The organism is Acinetobacter sp. ANC 5054 (assembly GCF_002135295.1).
GTDB lineage: Bacteria > Pseudomonadota > Gammaproteobacteria > Pseudomonadales > Moraxellaceae > Acinetobacter.
Map to the genome: position 1 here is coordinate 44,927 of NZ_NEGG01000010.1, position 15,337 is coordinate 60,263.

Consider the following 15,337-nt stretch of genomic DNA (forward strand, 5'->3'; position numbering starts at 1 on the left):
TAGATCAATCGTATTTGGGGAGGTCATCATTATAACCCGAGCGAGTTGAAATTGAGAGGGGTGACCGTTCAATCTTCTGGAAATGTTTCAGTTGAGAGAATTGTTAATACTGTGAGTATGGCAGCTCTAAGTTTTATTTTAATAGCACTTAAATCCTGATAACTGTAATTCTTGTTTTAAATTATCAGCACCTTCTGAAGTCATAAAATTTTGGAGATAGTTTGTTGATTCAAAATAAAACTCATGGACTGTGTTATGTACGATAATGTTGTCAGCGTTTATAACTGCATTTGCCATAGAACACACTTCTTTTTTATCTTTATCAGTCAGCGCTTTTACATCATTTTTAACGTTATTCAATATCAATTTGCCATGAACGATGATTTCTAATTGTGGGTAAATTTTTTCTAGCATCTGTAAATATTTCTTTTCATCTGCATAGTTTGGATATTCTTGCGCTTGAATTGTGTTCATTGCTGAAAGGGCAAATAGGCTAATTAGGACCTTTTTCATTTTTAAGTTTTTGTAAGACTTCTGAAAATTTAGTATAGCATTTGGTTTTTAGCGGCCGAATGAAATTTTAGGTTTTTATAGTGGAAGTCCTGCATTTTTGTTTTGAAAGCAACATCCATGTCATAGACTGCGTCTGCTGTATTGGGTAGTTCGAGTAGTGATCTGATTTCAGCATAACGTATATTATGTTCATTAAGATACTTCACTAGAGAGATTAACATTGTGCTAAATCCCTCTAGTGAAGTTGCGCCAACGTGTCAGCGGATCTAGGGCGCAATCTCCGATATGCTATTTAACATAATATACATTATACGAAATCAGTCTCTAAATAATCTATCCAACAATTTAGGACAAATAATCCACCATATCGGCGCAATAATCATTAATAAAAGTAAATATAGAAAATCATCTAATGTCATTGTTGTCTCAATAGATCAAGAAAAAAACTTAAAATAAAACAGCATGCAGCAATCAAAAAACAAATTGTACTTTTATTCATAATTTATTATCTCCAAGAGCGATCTTTACCGGCATCTTATTAGAGGGGGTATCCAATCCCCACTGTAAACTCGCTGTATTCGATTGTTTATTAATCATCCCTGAATCCCCATTGAACGCATATGGTCATTTTCTTGTTTTAGCAAATTGCAATATTCAGCGACTTTTGGAGAACGATAGCCCCACTCTGTCATGACCATTTCAATGTGAAGAAGAACCTTTTCAGATTCGTAAGCAGGATTCCCACCAACAATGAGCTGACATGCCCTGTCGAAGATGATTTTTGAGACTGTTTCGAAAGCTAGTTCTTTTTCCATTGCAACAACATCACACGCAACAATTTCACAGGAATATAACAGAATTGCACGCAACACTGCAACGTGTGACACAATAATGTTGTTGCGTTAAACAATGTTCAGGTGTTACATGAAAAAATCAGACTTATCAAAAACTTATAGAGTTCGTGGAGAATTTGTTGAATCTATTAAGGAAAAATCACTAGACTTTATTATTGAAACTAAAGAAAGAATTGAAGAAGCGGATATAATTAATGCTTTAATTTACAAACACTTAAAAGACATAAACTCAAAAGATGTAACAAAATACATTGAGGAAATAAAAAAAGCTGATTAGTGTAATTCTTATAGACATCGAATATTAAATATACAAAAAGGGCCGAATAAGGCCCTTCTTAATTAGTAAACGACTAATTTCGTATAATGAAGATTGATGTTAAATGACGGCGATTTTGCAGCTCGATATTGTACAAAATCACCTATGTAACATAATCTTCGACCACATTATACGAAATTCTAGATACCTGACTCCATATAGACTACTTCATTTACTTATTACTCAAACTACAAACTTTTATCGCTTCATAATTGATGAGCTCTAGTGATCTGAATCTTTTTATCTTGAGTTCTATTCATCAACGAGCAGATTCAATAAACACTAAACTGTGTATGCACGTTTTTATCTAAAACAAATCGATTCGCTTCTACACAACTCAAAATTCAAATTATAACTGTTATAGAAATTAATTCATTCTTTGTACCTACCACCACAGCTTTTAAAATTGAATAATCACCTACAACCACTAGGTATTTAGAGTACGTGTTATGAGTGAGCAACAACCTAAAAAACCGCAAAAATACGCTGACAGTGAAATTTCAGATAAAGCCTTTAAACGCGCGATTATTTGGTTTGGTATCTATGTACTACTATTCTGTATTGGTGTCGCTTTTGTTGTTGGCGCAGATAATTCGTATTTACCTTAATGTATTAAATATAAAACGAATAAAAGCTTGTAAGCACTTATGCTTACAAGCTTTTTTTGTGTTCTAACTTATTTTTTCATGTTGAATATTGGTCTGAATATACTCACCATAGACGGATAATTTTTCAAAAATATGCTCTGAATAAAACATATCCTCAACCAATATTGCTGCTTGTTTTAATGAAAATAAATTTAATAATTCCAATAACTTGGCATTTATTAAAGAATATTTATGACATAACTCAATATACTGCTCATCTTTATTTTTAAACAATAATTTCAACAGATTGATTTTACTTAAATCAAAATCTATTTTTATCAGGTCTTGCTGCACAAGCAATATTTCAACATTGAACGTTATTTCTAGTTTTTTGAGTAAAATTTCATCAACTTTTAAACTAGTGATACATATTATTTTTGATACTTTTGAGTTGCATAAGCTATTGATTAAACTACTATAAAAATACTCAACATCAGAAAATTCATTATTTTCCAGCTCTATATATAGATTTAATGAGCTCAATACATCATCAATCTTATGCTGGCTTAATTCATAATCTGTTTGAAAATAATGATTTAAAATAGCGTTATTTTCTGAGATTTTAGGTGTTGTATAAATCACTTTCTGATTAAGATTCGCCAAAATAAATGGTGCAAATAGAAATGCAGCATTTTCAGCCTTAGAAAGCATATTTTCTTGGCAAATCGAAATATAACCCACCTGCTCTATTTGTCTTAAAGTCTTGCTTCGCAGTAAAACAGCGTCTAGGTTCGGATGCTTCTGGTATAAGTGACTGAGGACGTTATCCGTTATTTCATGATCGACCAGTAAGTGGTTTAAAGCTTTAAGTTCAGTGGTTTCAAACATCTACGTCTCCAATTTTAAAAAATTTCTAGATCATTTTGATAGAAGTAGAGCTTAAAAGTGATAACGACCTTTAGCTAGGTACAGCATTCTTTAAAATTCCTATAACAGTGCAATCACATCTGTTATAAAAATAAGACTAATTTGAAGTTGATCTGATATATTTATAACAGATTAGCTACTTTCATAAGCCATGTATAAATCAGAACAGCTTGCGCAGCAATTACGTCATCTAATAGAAAATGGCACATTAAAAGCGCATGAAAAATTACCTTCGCTGCGTGAACAGGTTCAACTGTCTGGATTTAGCTTAATTACGGTCATGAATGCTTATCAAGAACTTGAGTCGCGAGGCATGATCTATGCGCGTGAAAAATCTGGCTATTATGTTACGCAATCGATTGTAGAATCAGACTCTGAACGCTCTTATATTGTTTCCTTAAATAAACCAGTTGAGATTAACTCACTGGTGTTTAAATATTTAAAATCAATTCAAAATCAAAATGTCATGCCTTTTGGCTCTGCATTTCCCTCACAAGATGTAGTTTTTTCGAAGAAACTAACTCAAATTATGGGTCAAATATCGCGCAATAAAAAAAGCTACGATGCTATTGATAATCTACCACCTGGGAATTTGGCGCTGAGAAAATTAATCGCTCAACGCTACTGTATGCAAGGTATTCCCACTGAACCCGATGACATTGTCATTACATCAGGTTGTATGGATGCACTGAATTTATCGCTACAAGCGATTGCCAAATCTGGTGATTATATTGTGTTGCAGCAAAATATTTTCTACGGCGCATTACAAGCAGCCGAACGACTCGGCCTAAAAGTGGTTACTATCCCAGAACATCCACAAGATGGTTTTGATCTAGAAGCTTTTGAACATATTTTAAAAACCTATCCAGTAAAGATTTGCTGGTTAATGCTCAATTCACATAATCCGATTGGTTTTACTGTATCGGATGACATTAAACAGAAAATCTCAATTTTACTGCATCAATACAATGTGCATTTAATAGAAGATGATGTGTACGAGGAAATGTACTTCGGCAATAAAAAACCATTGTCCATGAAGTACTTCGATCAAAAAAACATGGTGCTACATTGTTCTTCATTTTCCAAAACATTGGGTGCTGCATTTCGTGTTGGCTGGGTACATGCAGGTATATATTCACAAAATATTCAGCATTTACAGCTCATGAGCACAATTTCAGTGAATACTTTATTGCAAAATGCTTTGGTAGAATTCATCTCAAATTATCATTATGAAAAGCATCTGCGTGTATTACGTAAAAGCTTGCAGCAGCATAAATTACAATTTTATCGTTATTTAGAGAGTCGTTTACCTACTGGATGTAAGCTGCAATATCATCCTAGTGGATATTTTCTATGGCTCAAATTACCTGAACATCTAAATAGCATGTTGATTTATCAACAGTTGATCCAACAAAACATTGGCGTTGCACCAGGCCAACTCTTTAATGTATCAGAGCAAAAGAACCAGTGTATTCGCTTAAATTGTTCTTTTGCATGGAATGAGCAAATCCAACAGGCGGTCGATACCCTACTCCATATTCTCAGCTTAGATGTTCCTTCTCAGACCTGACTAATTTGACAATTTTAATTGTCATAACTATTCTATAAAAACTAAAGCTCTAGCCATGTATTTGCAATTTCTACAGTTTTTCTATTCACAGGATCACTTCAGAGTTATAAGTGCAAGCCAAAAAACAAGTAAATACATGAAAGATCAAAACAAATAAATCGAGTATTACATGGACGAGAACAAAACCATCAAACGAATACACGCCTTCACTAATGATGCGCTTTCAGACTTAGATGCGACTGGTATCGCCCAACGTATTCAATCAAAACAAGTATCTGTAGATGAAGTTGTGCAAGCAGCCATTGCACGTGCCCAGTTGGTCAATCCAAGTTTAAACGCTATCGAAATTGATTGTTTTGAACGTGCATCCAAACAAAATGGATATATAAAACATGGCGTTTTTGCAGGCGTACCGTTTTTCTTTAAAGATAATCTCGACTATTTAGGATTGCCTTCAAATCATGGCTCAAAAGCCGTAAATGCAAAAGCTGCTGAATCAAACCCACAACTTAGTCAGCAAATGTTAGAACAGGGTTTTGTGGTCTTGGGTAAATCAAAATTACCTGAATTTGGTTTAAATGCCTCTACTGAATATAAAAATGGCACAGCAACGGTTAATCCATGGCATAGCGATTATTCCTGTGGCGCGTCATCTGGTGGTTCGGCAGCTTTGGTCGCTTCGGGTGTAGTGCCTATTGCGCATGCCAATGACGGTGGTGGTTCTATTCGTATTCCTGCTGCATGCTGTGGACTGATTGGCTTAAAACCTAGTCGTGGACGTACATATGACAGTGAAGCCGCAAGCAGCTTACCCATCAACATTATCAGTGAAGGTGTATTGACACGTAGTGTCCGTGATACGGCGCATTTTTTTGCTGGGATGGAGTCGAGTTATTACAATAAAGCCCTGCCACGTATTGGAACGATACATGGGCCTTCAAAAAGGCGCTTGCGAATTGCTTTAGTACCGCAATCCATTACAGGACACATTGACCAAGAAACTACACAGACCCTATTTGAAACAGCAAAGCTTTTGGAAAATTTAGGGCATCATGTAGAAGAGTTGCAATTGCCTATTTCAATCAGCTTCGTTAATGATTTTAGTGAATATTGGGGAATGCTCTCATTCCTTCTCAGCACATTTGGCAAGAAAATATTTGGTGCAGATTTCAATCCTAAAGAGTTAGATAATTTAACGGTTGGACTCTCTAAACTCTACAAGAAGAACTTTTATAAAACGCCATTGTTTATATATCGTTTAAAGAAAATGCAGCAACAATATCGTGAATTGTTTCATCACTACGATGTGTTGCTTTCGCCTGTATTAGCGCATACTACGCCGAAAATTGGCTATCTATCACCACAATTAGCATTTGATGAATTATTTGAACGTATACAAAACTATGTGACGTTTACACCAATACAAAATGTCGTCGGTGCGCCGGGCTTATCTATTCCAATGGGGCAAACGGCTGTAGATGCCCTTCCGATTAGTATGCAACTCTCTGCTGATGTTGGCGATGAAAAAACCTTAATTGAATTGGCCTATGAAATAGAAGAAGCCCAGCCATGGCGACGCATTCAGGATGCGAGTTAGTTCAAAGCAAAACTCACTATTTTGAATTAAACAATCTGAGCTTCATTCTATTGCTATATAAAAAGGGAGAATCTAATTCTCCCTTTTTCTTCATCTGAGTATGACGTATACCAATTTAATTAATGGAAGCTGTAGCTCAGTCCTGCATATACACCAAAGCCATCGCCCGGTGTCATCCTAGCTGGATCCTTTCCTGCATCGTTATATCCGGGTGTAATAGTCGATGCATATTTTTGATTACTAATATTTCGAAAATCCAACCAGGCCATATAATCTTTTTGCGGTTGTATGTAGCCTAAAGTTGCGCCCCATATTTGCCAGTCATTCACATAAAAACTATTGGCATAATCTGTCGGCGCTTTGCCTGCATATAGTGTATTAATTCCTGCATAAAACCCGAGCGGATGTTCATAGCGTAGTTCTGCTTGATAAATATGTTGAGGAATTCCAGCCAATTCATTTTTAGCAAATACCGTATCATTTTTATAATAAAAATTATTGTAGGTATAGGCTTGATTGAAAAGGACTGCGCCAAACTGATCATTACTCCACAAGATACTCTTTAAGCCTATTTCAATACCTTGATGAATGGTATCGGATGCATTAGATTCAGCAATAATCTGTTTTGGATCAGACAGGATTTCTACCGCGAGTAATTCATGACTCACTGCTGAATAATAATAGGCAGCATTCCACTCACCCATACGACTTTGACCACGTCCACCGATCTCGAAGGTATTTGCAGTTTGAGTATTTAAATGGATGGGAGCACTTTGACGCCCTGTTGCTGCACCACTATTTGCAGGAAAATATTCATCAGAGCCCCAAATTAAAGACCATGGATGAGGCGCTTCTAGACTGCGGCTGATATTTGCAAAGAGTTGAGCATCCGTTTCAAACTGATAACGTACACCCAATGAAGGTAATAGATTCCATTCACGTTCATTTTCTTTACGACTCTGAATAGGCCATGTCACTTCACTTTCACGATGGGTATAAGCCAAAGCAAGACGACTATCCAGCCAAAGCGTTGGCGTAAGTGCAAGTGCATTTGAATAATGCAGTACATAATCGCCACCTTGGTACGTATAGTGGCGTGTTTCCGTTCCCGCAGGATAATTTCCAATATCTACGCGCTGACGTTCTATAACTGTGCCAGCAGGTAAATGCGACGTACTTCGAAAGCCTAATGTATTTTGACTTTCTTTACCTAAAAATTCGTGAACAAACTGATAACGCGCAAAGCTACTGATATCATCATAATCAACATCTGTACTGTAGTAGCCCTCTTGTAAATACATCGGATAATGATGATAGGCTAAGCCAAACTGTAGTTGATTGCCTGATTCAAGTGTCATATTGGTCTTGTTCGCAAGCCATAAGCTACCGGGCTGCGGACGATGGTTATTCAGCGTGACGTTTAAAGGAACTGCTTGTGTCGGGTCTTGTTGAATTTGTTTTTGTGTTAAGCGTCCCGGCGTTTGATGATCTGTTTCCCTATAACGTAGATAGAATCGTGTATCAGTATTTGGGTTGATCTGATAGCCAATATTTGCTGCAATGCCTTTACTGTGACTAGATGAGTGATCTTGATAACCATCCTGATCACTTTGCGTAAGTGATATGAAGTAATCCACATCACCAATCTGCTGGCCTGAACTGATTTCAGACTTTTGATAACCACGACTTCCGATTTCATGCTGCAATTTTAATTTCGCAGTATCCTTTCCAGTTGGGGTACTGTAATTAATACTTCCACCTAGGTTTAATGCACCACGCGTCAGCCCATTCGCTCCGCGAAGTACTTCAATGGTATCAACCCATAGCGGTTCAAGTAATTCATATGGTGTACCTCCCGGCCCAGTAAAAGGCAAATCATCTAAAGTGACATAGATACCTGAGCCATGGGCGCCTGGTGCACGATTTATACCTGAGCCACGGATAGACAGTTTTATTCCTTCATTTCCAGCAGAAGCTGCATATATGCCCGCTTGATTACGAAATAAATCGGCATTTGTTCGCTTTGCAATATGTTCTGATTCTTCAGCGCTGATGACATTTCCTGCACCACTGACTTTATTGAGCTTCTTTTTTAATGATTCGACTTTGGATAACTGTGCTACATCAATGTTAATTTCTGGCAAAACTTCATCTGCATAAGTCTGCTGTGTGAGCATAATACTAAGCACGAAGGTACTAAGCACGAAGGTACTTAGTAGACTGCGTGTAGTCCGTATTTTTTGAGGTGAAAAAGCAGAAATATCCATATCGTTGTAATCAATTCAATTTAATTTAGCGCTGCGATTGTAGTGCTTTTATTTTAAATGCATGTATCAAAATATTTCAAAATTCCACTTTTGCATTTATACAACATCGCTGTTTTTTAATAATTGTCATTTTCTTAATAAAAATTAGCGTTAATTTCTAATTTTATGGTCAAAAATTATTTTTAAGTCATTTACTGAGTACGTGCATTTATTCCATCTATAACAATGAATCATCTATCTGCTATGGTAGCAAATCAGACACGTGGCATTAATACGTTTCGGGCAAGTGATGGTTTATGGGAAAATCATCGTGTTGAAGATGTCGCAACACCTGAGGCTTGGAATAAAAATCCTGAATTAGTTCAACGTTTTTATAATGAGCGTCGTAAAACGATTTTGGCCGCGCAGCCCAATAAAGCGCATCAGCTAATATCAGCATTAGAAGACTTTTATGATGTAAGCGTGATTACCCAAAATATAGATGATTTACATGAGCGTGCTGGAAGTAGCAATGTTATTCATTTACATGGCAATATTCGTTTAGCTAAAAGTTCGGGCCCAAATGCGCAGTACAGCACTGAATATTTTCATATCTATGGGGATGAGCTAAACATAGATAAAGACAAATGCCCTGATGGTTATCCCCTACGTCCACATGTTGTTTGGTTTGGAGAGGCGGTTCCTGCCTATGAAGAAGCAAGTATATGTGTACGGCAAGCTGATATCTTTATTGTGATTGGCACGAGTTTGGTGGTTTATCCTGTAGCAGGTCTAGTCAATGAAATATCAGATGAGTGTCAGGCTTATTATATAGACCCTCAAGCTGAACATAAAAACTTAGCTTCGCAATATCAGTGTATTGCACAAACAGCGACTTTAGGCATGCAATCTCTATTTGATCAACTGACGGCAGATCAATAGTCTCTTTTTAAATGAATACACATTAAATATTTTAGAACTCAAGTCACAAAAGAAGATGGAGTCTTTCCATCCTCTTATCCAACACACTAAATGCTATTTTTAATGCAAGTTTTTAGAAAATGGATAAGATCTCGCTCAATTTCAAATTGAATAACTGACTTAAAAATATTTTTATGAATGCATCTTCCATAAAATGAAATATCCACGCCTTATTTTGCATGAAAATTTCATCTCAATTAGGTTTTTATATTTACGGCTCTAACAAGGTTGGTAGTTCCATATAAGCAATTTCGGTTGCTTGCTCATGCTCAAGTCCCAGTGCGGATAAAATTAACTCTGCGACTTCACTGCCTATTTCACGCCATGTTTTAAAGCCTTCTAACACGGAGAATATCGAAGATAAAACGGTACCTGCAATCATATTCATCACGGCAAACATCTGCGATTCGGTTATGCTGTAACGTTTGCTCGTTACTCCTTTTAAAATATCGGATAATGGCGATTGTTCACCTGTCCAAAGTCCCAAAAGTGATTGCGAGCTAAAGGCAAAACGGCATAAAAAACGTCCCCAATCAGGTTCTTCATGTGCACGGCGAATGTACATGCGAATGCCTAAAGAAATACGTTTAGCGGAATCTTCTTCAGCACCTAATGTCTTAATAACACGTGCGTTCATTTCATTGGTCAATTGGCTGGCAATGTCTTCAAATAAAGAATCTGGATTGAGTCCATTATTGTAAATAGTCCCACGTGCCACACCTGCAACTTCAGCAAGTTCACTCACACTGACTGCGGTTGAACCTTTTTCTGCAAATAAAACCAATGCAGCGCGATGAATTCTTTTTTTAGATGAAGAAATTGCCACTGAGCAAACCTTTTGAACAAATTATTTAAATTTGAACAGATCTTAGCATATTTGTAGCATTTGTCTGACTAATTCATCATGCGCTCTAAGGACGTGCTTTGAGGTACTTTTAACTTTGATCTTAAAGCATTATTGAGCGCTAAAATAGTTTGATTTAATTCAGCCTCACTGACCAATGCAAAGACAAAATGGTCAGGCCTTAATATCAAAAAGACTTGTTCCTTGTGCATTACAGACTTTAATCGCCATTTTTCCAAGCTTTGTTCAATATCTTCAACTTCTTTTAAATACGGATTTAAGTCACGTTGGATTTGACCTTGCGGACGTGCGGCATAAGCATGAACCCAAATCGTTTGTATTTCTAAATTTTCAAGGATTGCTTTTGAGCTTTGTGACAAGTACTGCGTTGGATCTTGCCCTATCCCGATAATGGCGTAGTGGTTACCAATGACATCATCTAGTCGTACACGTTTTCCATCAAAACATCGAACCACTGGTTGTGGTGCCAAAGTGCCTTCAGGTGAATAGCGCTTTCTACGCTCCAACCCCAAATATTGTCCTTTTTTATAGACAGGTGCAGGTTTAAAGCCACCTTCATCTGACCATTTTCGTAGTAAAGGAACCGCTTGTATGGTTTTAAGCACGCTGTCTCGGAACATACAACCTAAAGGATGGGTCATGGAAACGATATCTTTTAAAAATACAGAAGAATCGATCATCGCTTTTGCATGGCTACGACGTTCAGACTCATAGCTCTCCAAGAGCGAATCATCTGCTCGCCCATACAGCACTTCACTTAATTTCCAGCCCAAGTTATAAGCATCTCGTATCCCCGAACTAGCCCCTTGTCCCATAAATTGTGGCGTCATGTGGGCGGCATCACCTGCCAAAATCACCCGTCGATCACGCCACTGGTTGGCAACCAAGGCATTAAAGGTATAAACCAATTGACGTTTCACTTCAAAATCATCTGGATTCACATATTTAGACAACAGCTCGCGGACTGTTTCAGGACGTTCCATATATTCCGCGGTTTGCCCTTTTTTCAGCATGAACTCAAAGCGGTGAAATCCATCGGGTTGGATACAACTCACTACGGGTAAATTTGGATCCACCACGAAGTTAAAGTACGGTAAGTGCCTTAAACCTTTGCTGCGATCTTTTTGTTTCAAATCGACCACAAGCCAAGGTTCTGGGAAGTTCTTTCCTGTCATTTCAATATTGAGTATGGTACGAACCGTACTACGACCTCCATCCGCACCAATCAAATACCGTGCCTGAATCTGTTGAATATCCAAATTGCCATCTGCATCTGTTTGAATATTGCTACTGTCATCAAACCTAAATTGCTGCGTGGCTTGATGCTGAATGTTTACCAGTTCATGATTTTGGCTAAAATCAAACAATTCACGACCACGACGGATATCTACATTGGGGTATTTTGCTAAGCCTTGTGTCAACGTGGTTTCAAGATATGGTTGATAAAAAAAGTTAATTACGGGCCAACCATTTGGACGCTTTAGGGGTTTGTATTGTCCAATCACTGTGCCATCTGGACGTGTCAACTGCACTGGCGTATCAATCAACATATCTTTATGTAGCGCTTCAGCCATGCCAATCGACTGGAAAATACGCATGCATTCATCATCCGTATATACAGCACGGGCATTGCCATAAAACACTGGCTCACGCTCCAAAATAACAACACGATGTCCGCGTTGCCCTAAGATATGAGCCAAAACTAAACCTGTTGGGCCGAGACCAGCAATGACGATATCAACGATATTAGAAGTTTTATTTTTTGTCGTTTTCATTACTTTTACCTTATAAATCGCATTTTTTAGGCGAAATTTAGCCAAGACATGTCATTGAAATAACGTGCCTGAGTTTTTATGCAGTTATGTTCTAAATCTTAAAATGCTTAAATCGGAGAATATTCATCACGTTTTAAAGATTGTAATCCACGATTGAAATTACCTAATTCATGCATCAAACCGTGCACAGCTGAAGGTTGTCGTGGCTTATGCCCCCAGACACTAATCGAGGTGTGTTTGGTAGGTTTCCATGTCATTTCATCAATTTTGATCGGGTTCCAGCCCAATTCGACTTCAAAGCCTGATGGACTTGCCACATAGAAAGATACTTCACGATCATTGGTGTGCAGTCCCACATCCCAAACCACATGAAAGCCATAGTCTTTACAACGTTGATAAGATGCTGTGACATCTTCTAAATCTAACACTTGGAAATTGACATGTTGAATTCGGGTACGAATAGGATCTAAGGACAAACCGCGGGTATGTGCAATCGCCACAGAATGGTGCCGTTCATTCAGTCTTAAAAAACTGACATCTAAAATTACACCACTGATTTTTTGCTCAATCCTGTCAGTCAACCTTGCATCAAAGAATTCCTGCCAAAAGCGAATGACTTTTTCTGGCTTGCGTGAAGTCATTGCAACATGCCCCATGCCACTGGCATCGGTATAAAATCCGCTGACTTTTGCTTCTAAGGGCAGCTCAGTCCGTAGTTCATCGACGAAAATTTCTAATTGAATATCTTTGGGCCCACGTAAAGTCCAAAAAGCTTTTACACCCCGAAATTCAGCATCGACAGGGCTTCCCTGTTGATACTCAATACCACGGACATCAAAACGAGATAGCACTTCATTAAGCACAGCTTCATCTGCCAGTTGTACACCCAAATGCGTGACATCTTCTTGTGAGCCTTTTGTGATGATTAAGCGTTTTTGAAATTCATCAAGACGAAAACTCAAGCTTTGCTCAGTGTGTTCTGCTAAGCATAAACCCAAACATTTTTGTGCGAAGTCGATCCATTCATCGAACTTGTTGGACTCTGCCACCAAATAACCAATTTTCACTTTACCAAAGATATTCATAGGCTTACTCCTTAGCTAGTGGTCTGTGCAGGTGTATGAACAGCAAGGAAACTCGCAGTCACTGCATTAAATTGTTCAGCACGCTCCCACTGCACCCAATGTCCTGTTTGCGCAAAATAATACAAATCACAATGTTTCATGGTTTGACGTAAAGTTTCACCACCACTTGGTTTATTCACTTTGTCATTAGAACCCCACAGCACTAAGGTAGGAATATTACAACGCTTAAGACGTGGATCACGGCTAAAGTCCATTCGAATTGCTGCTTTTAAACTGTTCGGACGCTGTAAAGGTGGTGATGCAACCACTTCAGGGTCAATACTGGCTTGATAACGGAGTTCAATCAGATCTTCTGAAACTTGTGAGCCGTCATAAACCAAATATTCTCGAATAAACGTGCGAAGCTTTTCACGGGTTGGGCCTTCACCAGTGTAATAGTTCAGCAGTTGGTTTAAGCCTTTGGTGGGTAAACCACGTGTGGTATTGATTCCGCCCGGACCCATCAAGACCAAACCCGTTACACGCTCTGGTGCTTCAAGTGCCATGCGTAAAGCACATGCACCTCCCAGTGAATTGCCGACAATATGTGCTTTGTCAATTTTCAGTTGATCTAATAAACCCAGCATCACTTCAGCCAAATCTCCAAAGGGATCCGACCGTTTGACCCCTTTGCTTGACTGACCATAGCCCTGCATATCGGGCACGATGACACGAAAGTGCTGTGACAGCGCTTCAATATTTTTTGAATAATTTGATCGTCCAGTCGCACCTGCTCCACCACCATGCAACATCAACAGTGGAAAACCTTCACCAGCTTCACTGACAAAAACTTTACGTTGACCAAATTCGATAAAATAGCTTTGCATGCCATTTAAATGGACTTGCTGATTCATCTTAAATAACCTTATAAATACTCAATCCAAGATCATATTGAACATTAGTGTTCAATAAATCAAGTGTTTCGTTTGTCATTTTTTATTGCAAATAGGATTGAGTCTGATCAAATTATTTTATACATTAGTGTTCAAATAAATCATTTAGAGTATAAAAACATGGCGCTAAATGTGGTGTGTTTCCAGCGAGAGGCTCAAGTATGTTGGGGAGTTCAACAGCAAAAAGAGATTTTTATTTTAAATTTTGAACAACCAGAAACTATAACGACGGAGCAATTAATTGATCTAGGTATTGAAAAAATCCGCGAACGAGTGAATTGGGAAAGCTCGATTAATTCCGATGAAGTGCAATTTTTAAGTCCTATTAGCGCCAATCAAAAAGTAATTTGTCAGGGTGCAAATTATGTACAACACATGATCGATTCGGGCATAGACCCTAAACAAAAGAACTTTAATATGTTCTTTACCAAATCGAGCGCATCGATACATCACCCTGTAGGTGAGATTATCAAACCCAAACATGTTCAACTGCTCGATTATGAAATTGAGCTTTGTTTGGTGATAAAACAAAAAATTGAACATGAAATCCACATCACTTCGTCCAACTTACATGAATATGTGGCTGGGATTTGTATTGGTAATGACGTATCGGCACGTGATATTCAAATTCCTGAGACACAATTTTTTAAAGGCAAAAGCTATCGGACTTTTTGCCCTTTAGGTCCAGTCCTGTGTTTATTGGAAAAAGATGAATTGCATTATCTAAATGCATTAGAGCTGACCTTAAAAGTCAATTCACAGATCCGTCAGCAGGATTCCACTCGCAATATGGTGTTTAAACCCGCAGAGACACTCTCTGAAATGTCACAACTCATTAACTTTGCACCGGGTGATGTCGTGATGACGGGTACGCCTTCAGGTTGTGCTTTATCCATACCCTCACCCATTTTAGTGAAAATATCTGCTCTTTTACCTGAACAAAAAAAATGGGAACTTTTTATTCACAAACAAAAATCCAATGGTCGTTATTTATGTGTAGATGATCGTTTAGAACTGAATATTCGCAGTGCAGATCAACATATCGATTTGGGTACACAGAAACATCAAATCAAATTTTAATGATATACA

The 15,337-nt window shown here is 37.8% G+C and carries 14 protein-coding genes; 6 read left to right on the forward strand and 8 right to left on the reverse strand.

Annotated features, from left to right (window positions below; all coding sequences use genetic code 11):
* Positions 1 to 138: 138 nt before the first annotated feature.
* Together B9T33_RS11040 and B9T33_RS11050 are read right to left on the reverse strand one after the other, a co-directional pair.
* A complete protein-coding gene (locus B9T33_RS11040; RefSeq protein ID WP_228145816.1) occupies positions 139 to 474 on the reverse strand; it encodes a hypothetical protein in 336 nt (111 codons plus the stop codon).
* Between the two features lie 632 nt (positions 475 to 1,106).
* Positions 1,107 to 1,328 (reverse strand): hypothetical protein, encoded by a 222-nt coding sequence (locus B9T33_RS11050; protein WP_086179050.1) that lies wholly within the window; start codon positions 1,326 to 1,328, stop codon positions 1,107 to 1,109.
* Between the two features lie 109 nt (positions 1,329 to 1,437).
* Between B9T33_RS11050 and B9T33_RS11055 the strand changes: the two genes are divergently transcribed.
* Positions 1,438 to 1,644, forward strand: coding sequence for a hypothetical protein (locus B9T33_RS11055; protein ID WP_086178959.1), 207 nt, complete (start codon positions 1,438 to 1,440; stop codon positions 1,642 to 1,644).
* A gap of 488 nt (positions 1,645 to 2,132) precedes the next feature.
* Positions 2,133 to 2,291, forward strand: coding sequence for a hypothetical protein (locus B9T33_RS16470; RefSeq protein ID WP_171263623.1), 159 nt, complete (start codon positions 2,133 to 2,135; stop codon positions 2,289 to 2,291).
* Positions 2,292 to 2,354: 63 nt separating this feature from the next.
* Here B9T33_RS16470 and B9T33_RS11060 read toward each other — a convergent pair whose 3' ends face one another.
* A complete protein-coding gene (locus B9T33_RS11060; protein WP_086178960.1) occupies positions 2,355 to 3,158 on the reverse strand; it encodes a hypothetical protein in 804 nt (267 codons plus the stop codon).
* Between the two features lie 190 nt (positions 3,159 to 3,348).
* Here B9T33_RS11060 and B9T33_RS11065 point away from each other — a divergent pair, with 190 nt between their 5' ends.
* On the forward strand, positions 3,349 to 4,767 hold the full coding sequence (locus tag B9T33_RS11065; RefSeq protein WP_086178961.1) for a PLP-dependent aminotransferase family protein: 1,419 nt from the start codon (positions 3,349 to 3,351) through the stop codon (positions 4,765 to 4,767).
* Positions 4,768 to 4,936: 169 nt separating this feature from the next.
* On the forward strand, positions 4,937 to 6,364 hold the full coding sequence (locus tag B9T33_RS11070) for an amidase (protein WP_086178962.1): 1,428 nt from the start codon (positions 4,937 to 4,939) through the stop codon (positions 6,362 to 6,364).
* Positions 6,365 to 6,483: 119 nt separating this feature from the next.
* On the opposite strand, the gene B9T33_RS11075 is transcribed toward B9T33_RS11070, so the two are convergent.
* The gene (locus B9T33_RS11075; RefSeq protein ID WP_228145817.1) at positions 6,484 to 8,631 is read right to left on the reverse strand and encodes a TonB-dependent receptor family protein; all 2,148 of its coding nucleotides are present in this window, start codon (positions 8,629 to 8,631) and stop codon (positions 6,484 to 6,486) included.
* A gap of 243 nt (positions 8,632 to 8,874) precedes the next feature.
* Here B9T33_RS11075 and B9T33_RS11080 point away from each other — a divergent pair, with 243 nt between their 5' ends.
* The gene (locus B9T33_RS11080; protein WP_228145818.1) at positions 8,875 to 9,552 is read left to right on the forward strand and encodes a Sir2 family NAD-dependent protein deacetylase; all 678 of its coding nucleotides are present in this window, start codon (positions 8,875 to 8,877) and stop codon (positions 9,550 to 9,552) included.
* Positions 9,553 to 9,802: 250 nt separating this feature from the next.
* Here the strand turns inward: B9T33_RS11080 and B9T33_RS11085 are convergent, their stop codons facing one another.
* From B9T33_RS11085 to B9T33_RS11100, 4 genes are all read right to left on the reverse strand, one after another.
* A complete protein-coding gene (locus B9T33_RS11085; RefSeq protein ID WP_086178964.1) occupies positions 9,803 to 10,417 on the reverse strand; it encodes a TetR/AcrR family transcriptional regulator in 615 nt (204 codons plus the stop codon).
* A gap of 68 nt (positions 10,418 to 10,485) precedes the next feature.
* A complete protein-coding gene (locus tag B9T33_RS11090; RefSeq protein ID WP_086178965.1) occupies positions 10,486 to 12,231 on the reverse strand; it encodes a bifunctional 3-(3-hydroxy-phenyl)propionate/3-hydroxycinnamic acid hydroxylase in 1,746 nt (581 codons plus the stop codon).
* A 107-nt stretch (positions 12,232 to 12,338) separates the two neighbouring features.
* Entirely contained in the window at positions 12,339 to 13,316 is a 978-nt protein-coding gene (locus tag B9T33_RS11095) for a VOC family protein (protein WP_086178966.1), read from the reverse strand.
* Between the two features lie 11 nt (positions 13,317 to 13,327).
* The gene (locus B9T33_RS11100) at positions 13,328 to 14,209 is read right to left on the reverse strand and encodes an alpha/beta fold hydrolase (protein WP_086178967.1); all 882 of its coding nucleotides are present in this window, start codon (positions 14,207 to 14,209) and stop codon (positions 13,328 to 13,330) included.
* Positions 14,210 to 14,368: 159 nt separating this feature from the next.
* Here B9T33_RS11100 and B9T33_RS11105 point away from each other — a divergent pair, with 159 nt between their 5' ends.
* Positions 14,369 to 15,328, forward strand: a complete 960-nt coding sequence (locus tag B9T33_RS11105) for a fumarylacetoacetate hydrolase family protein (RefSeq protein WP_086178968.1) — start codon at positions 14,369 to 14,371, stop codon at positions 15,326 to 15,328.
* Positions 15,329 to 15,337: the final 9 nt, after the last annotated feature.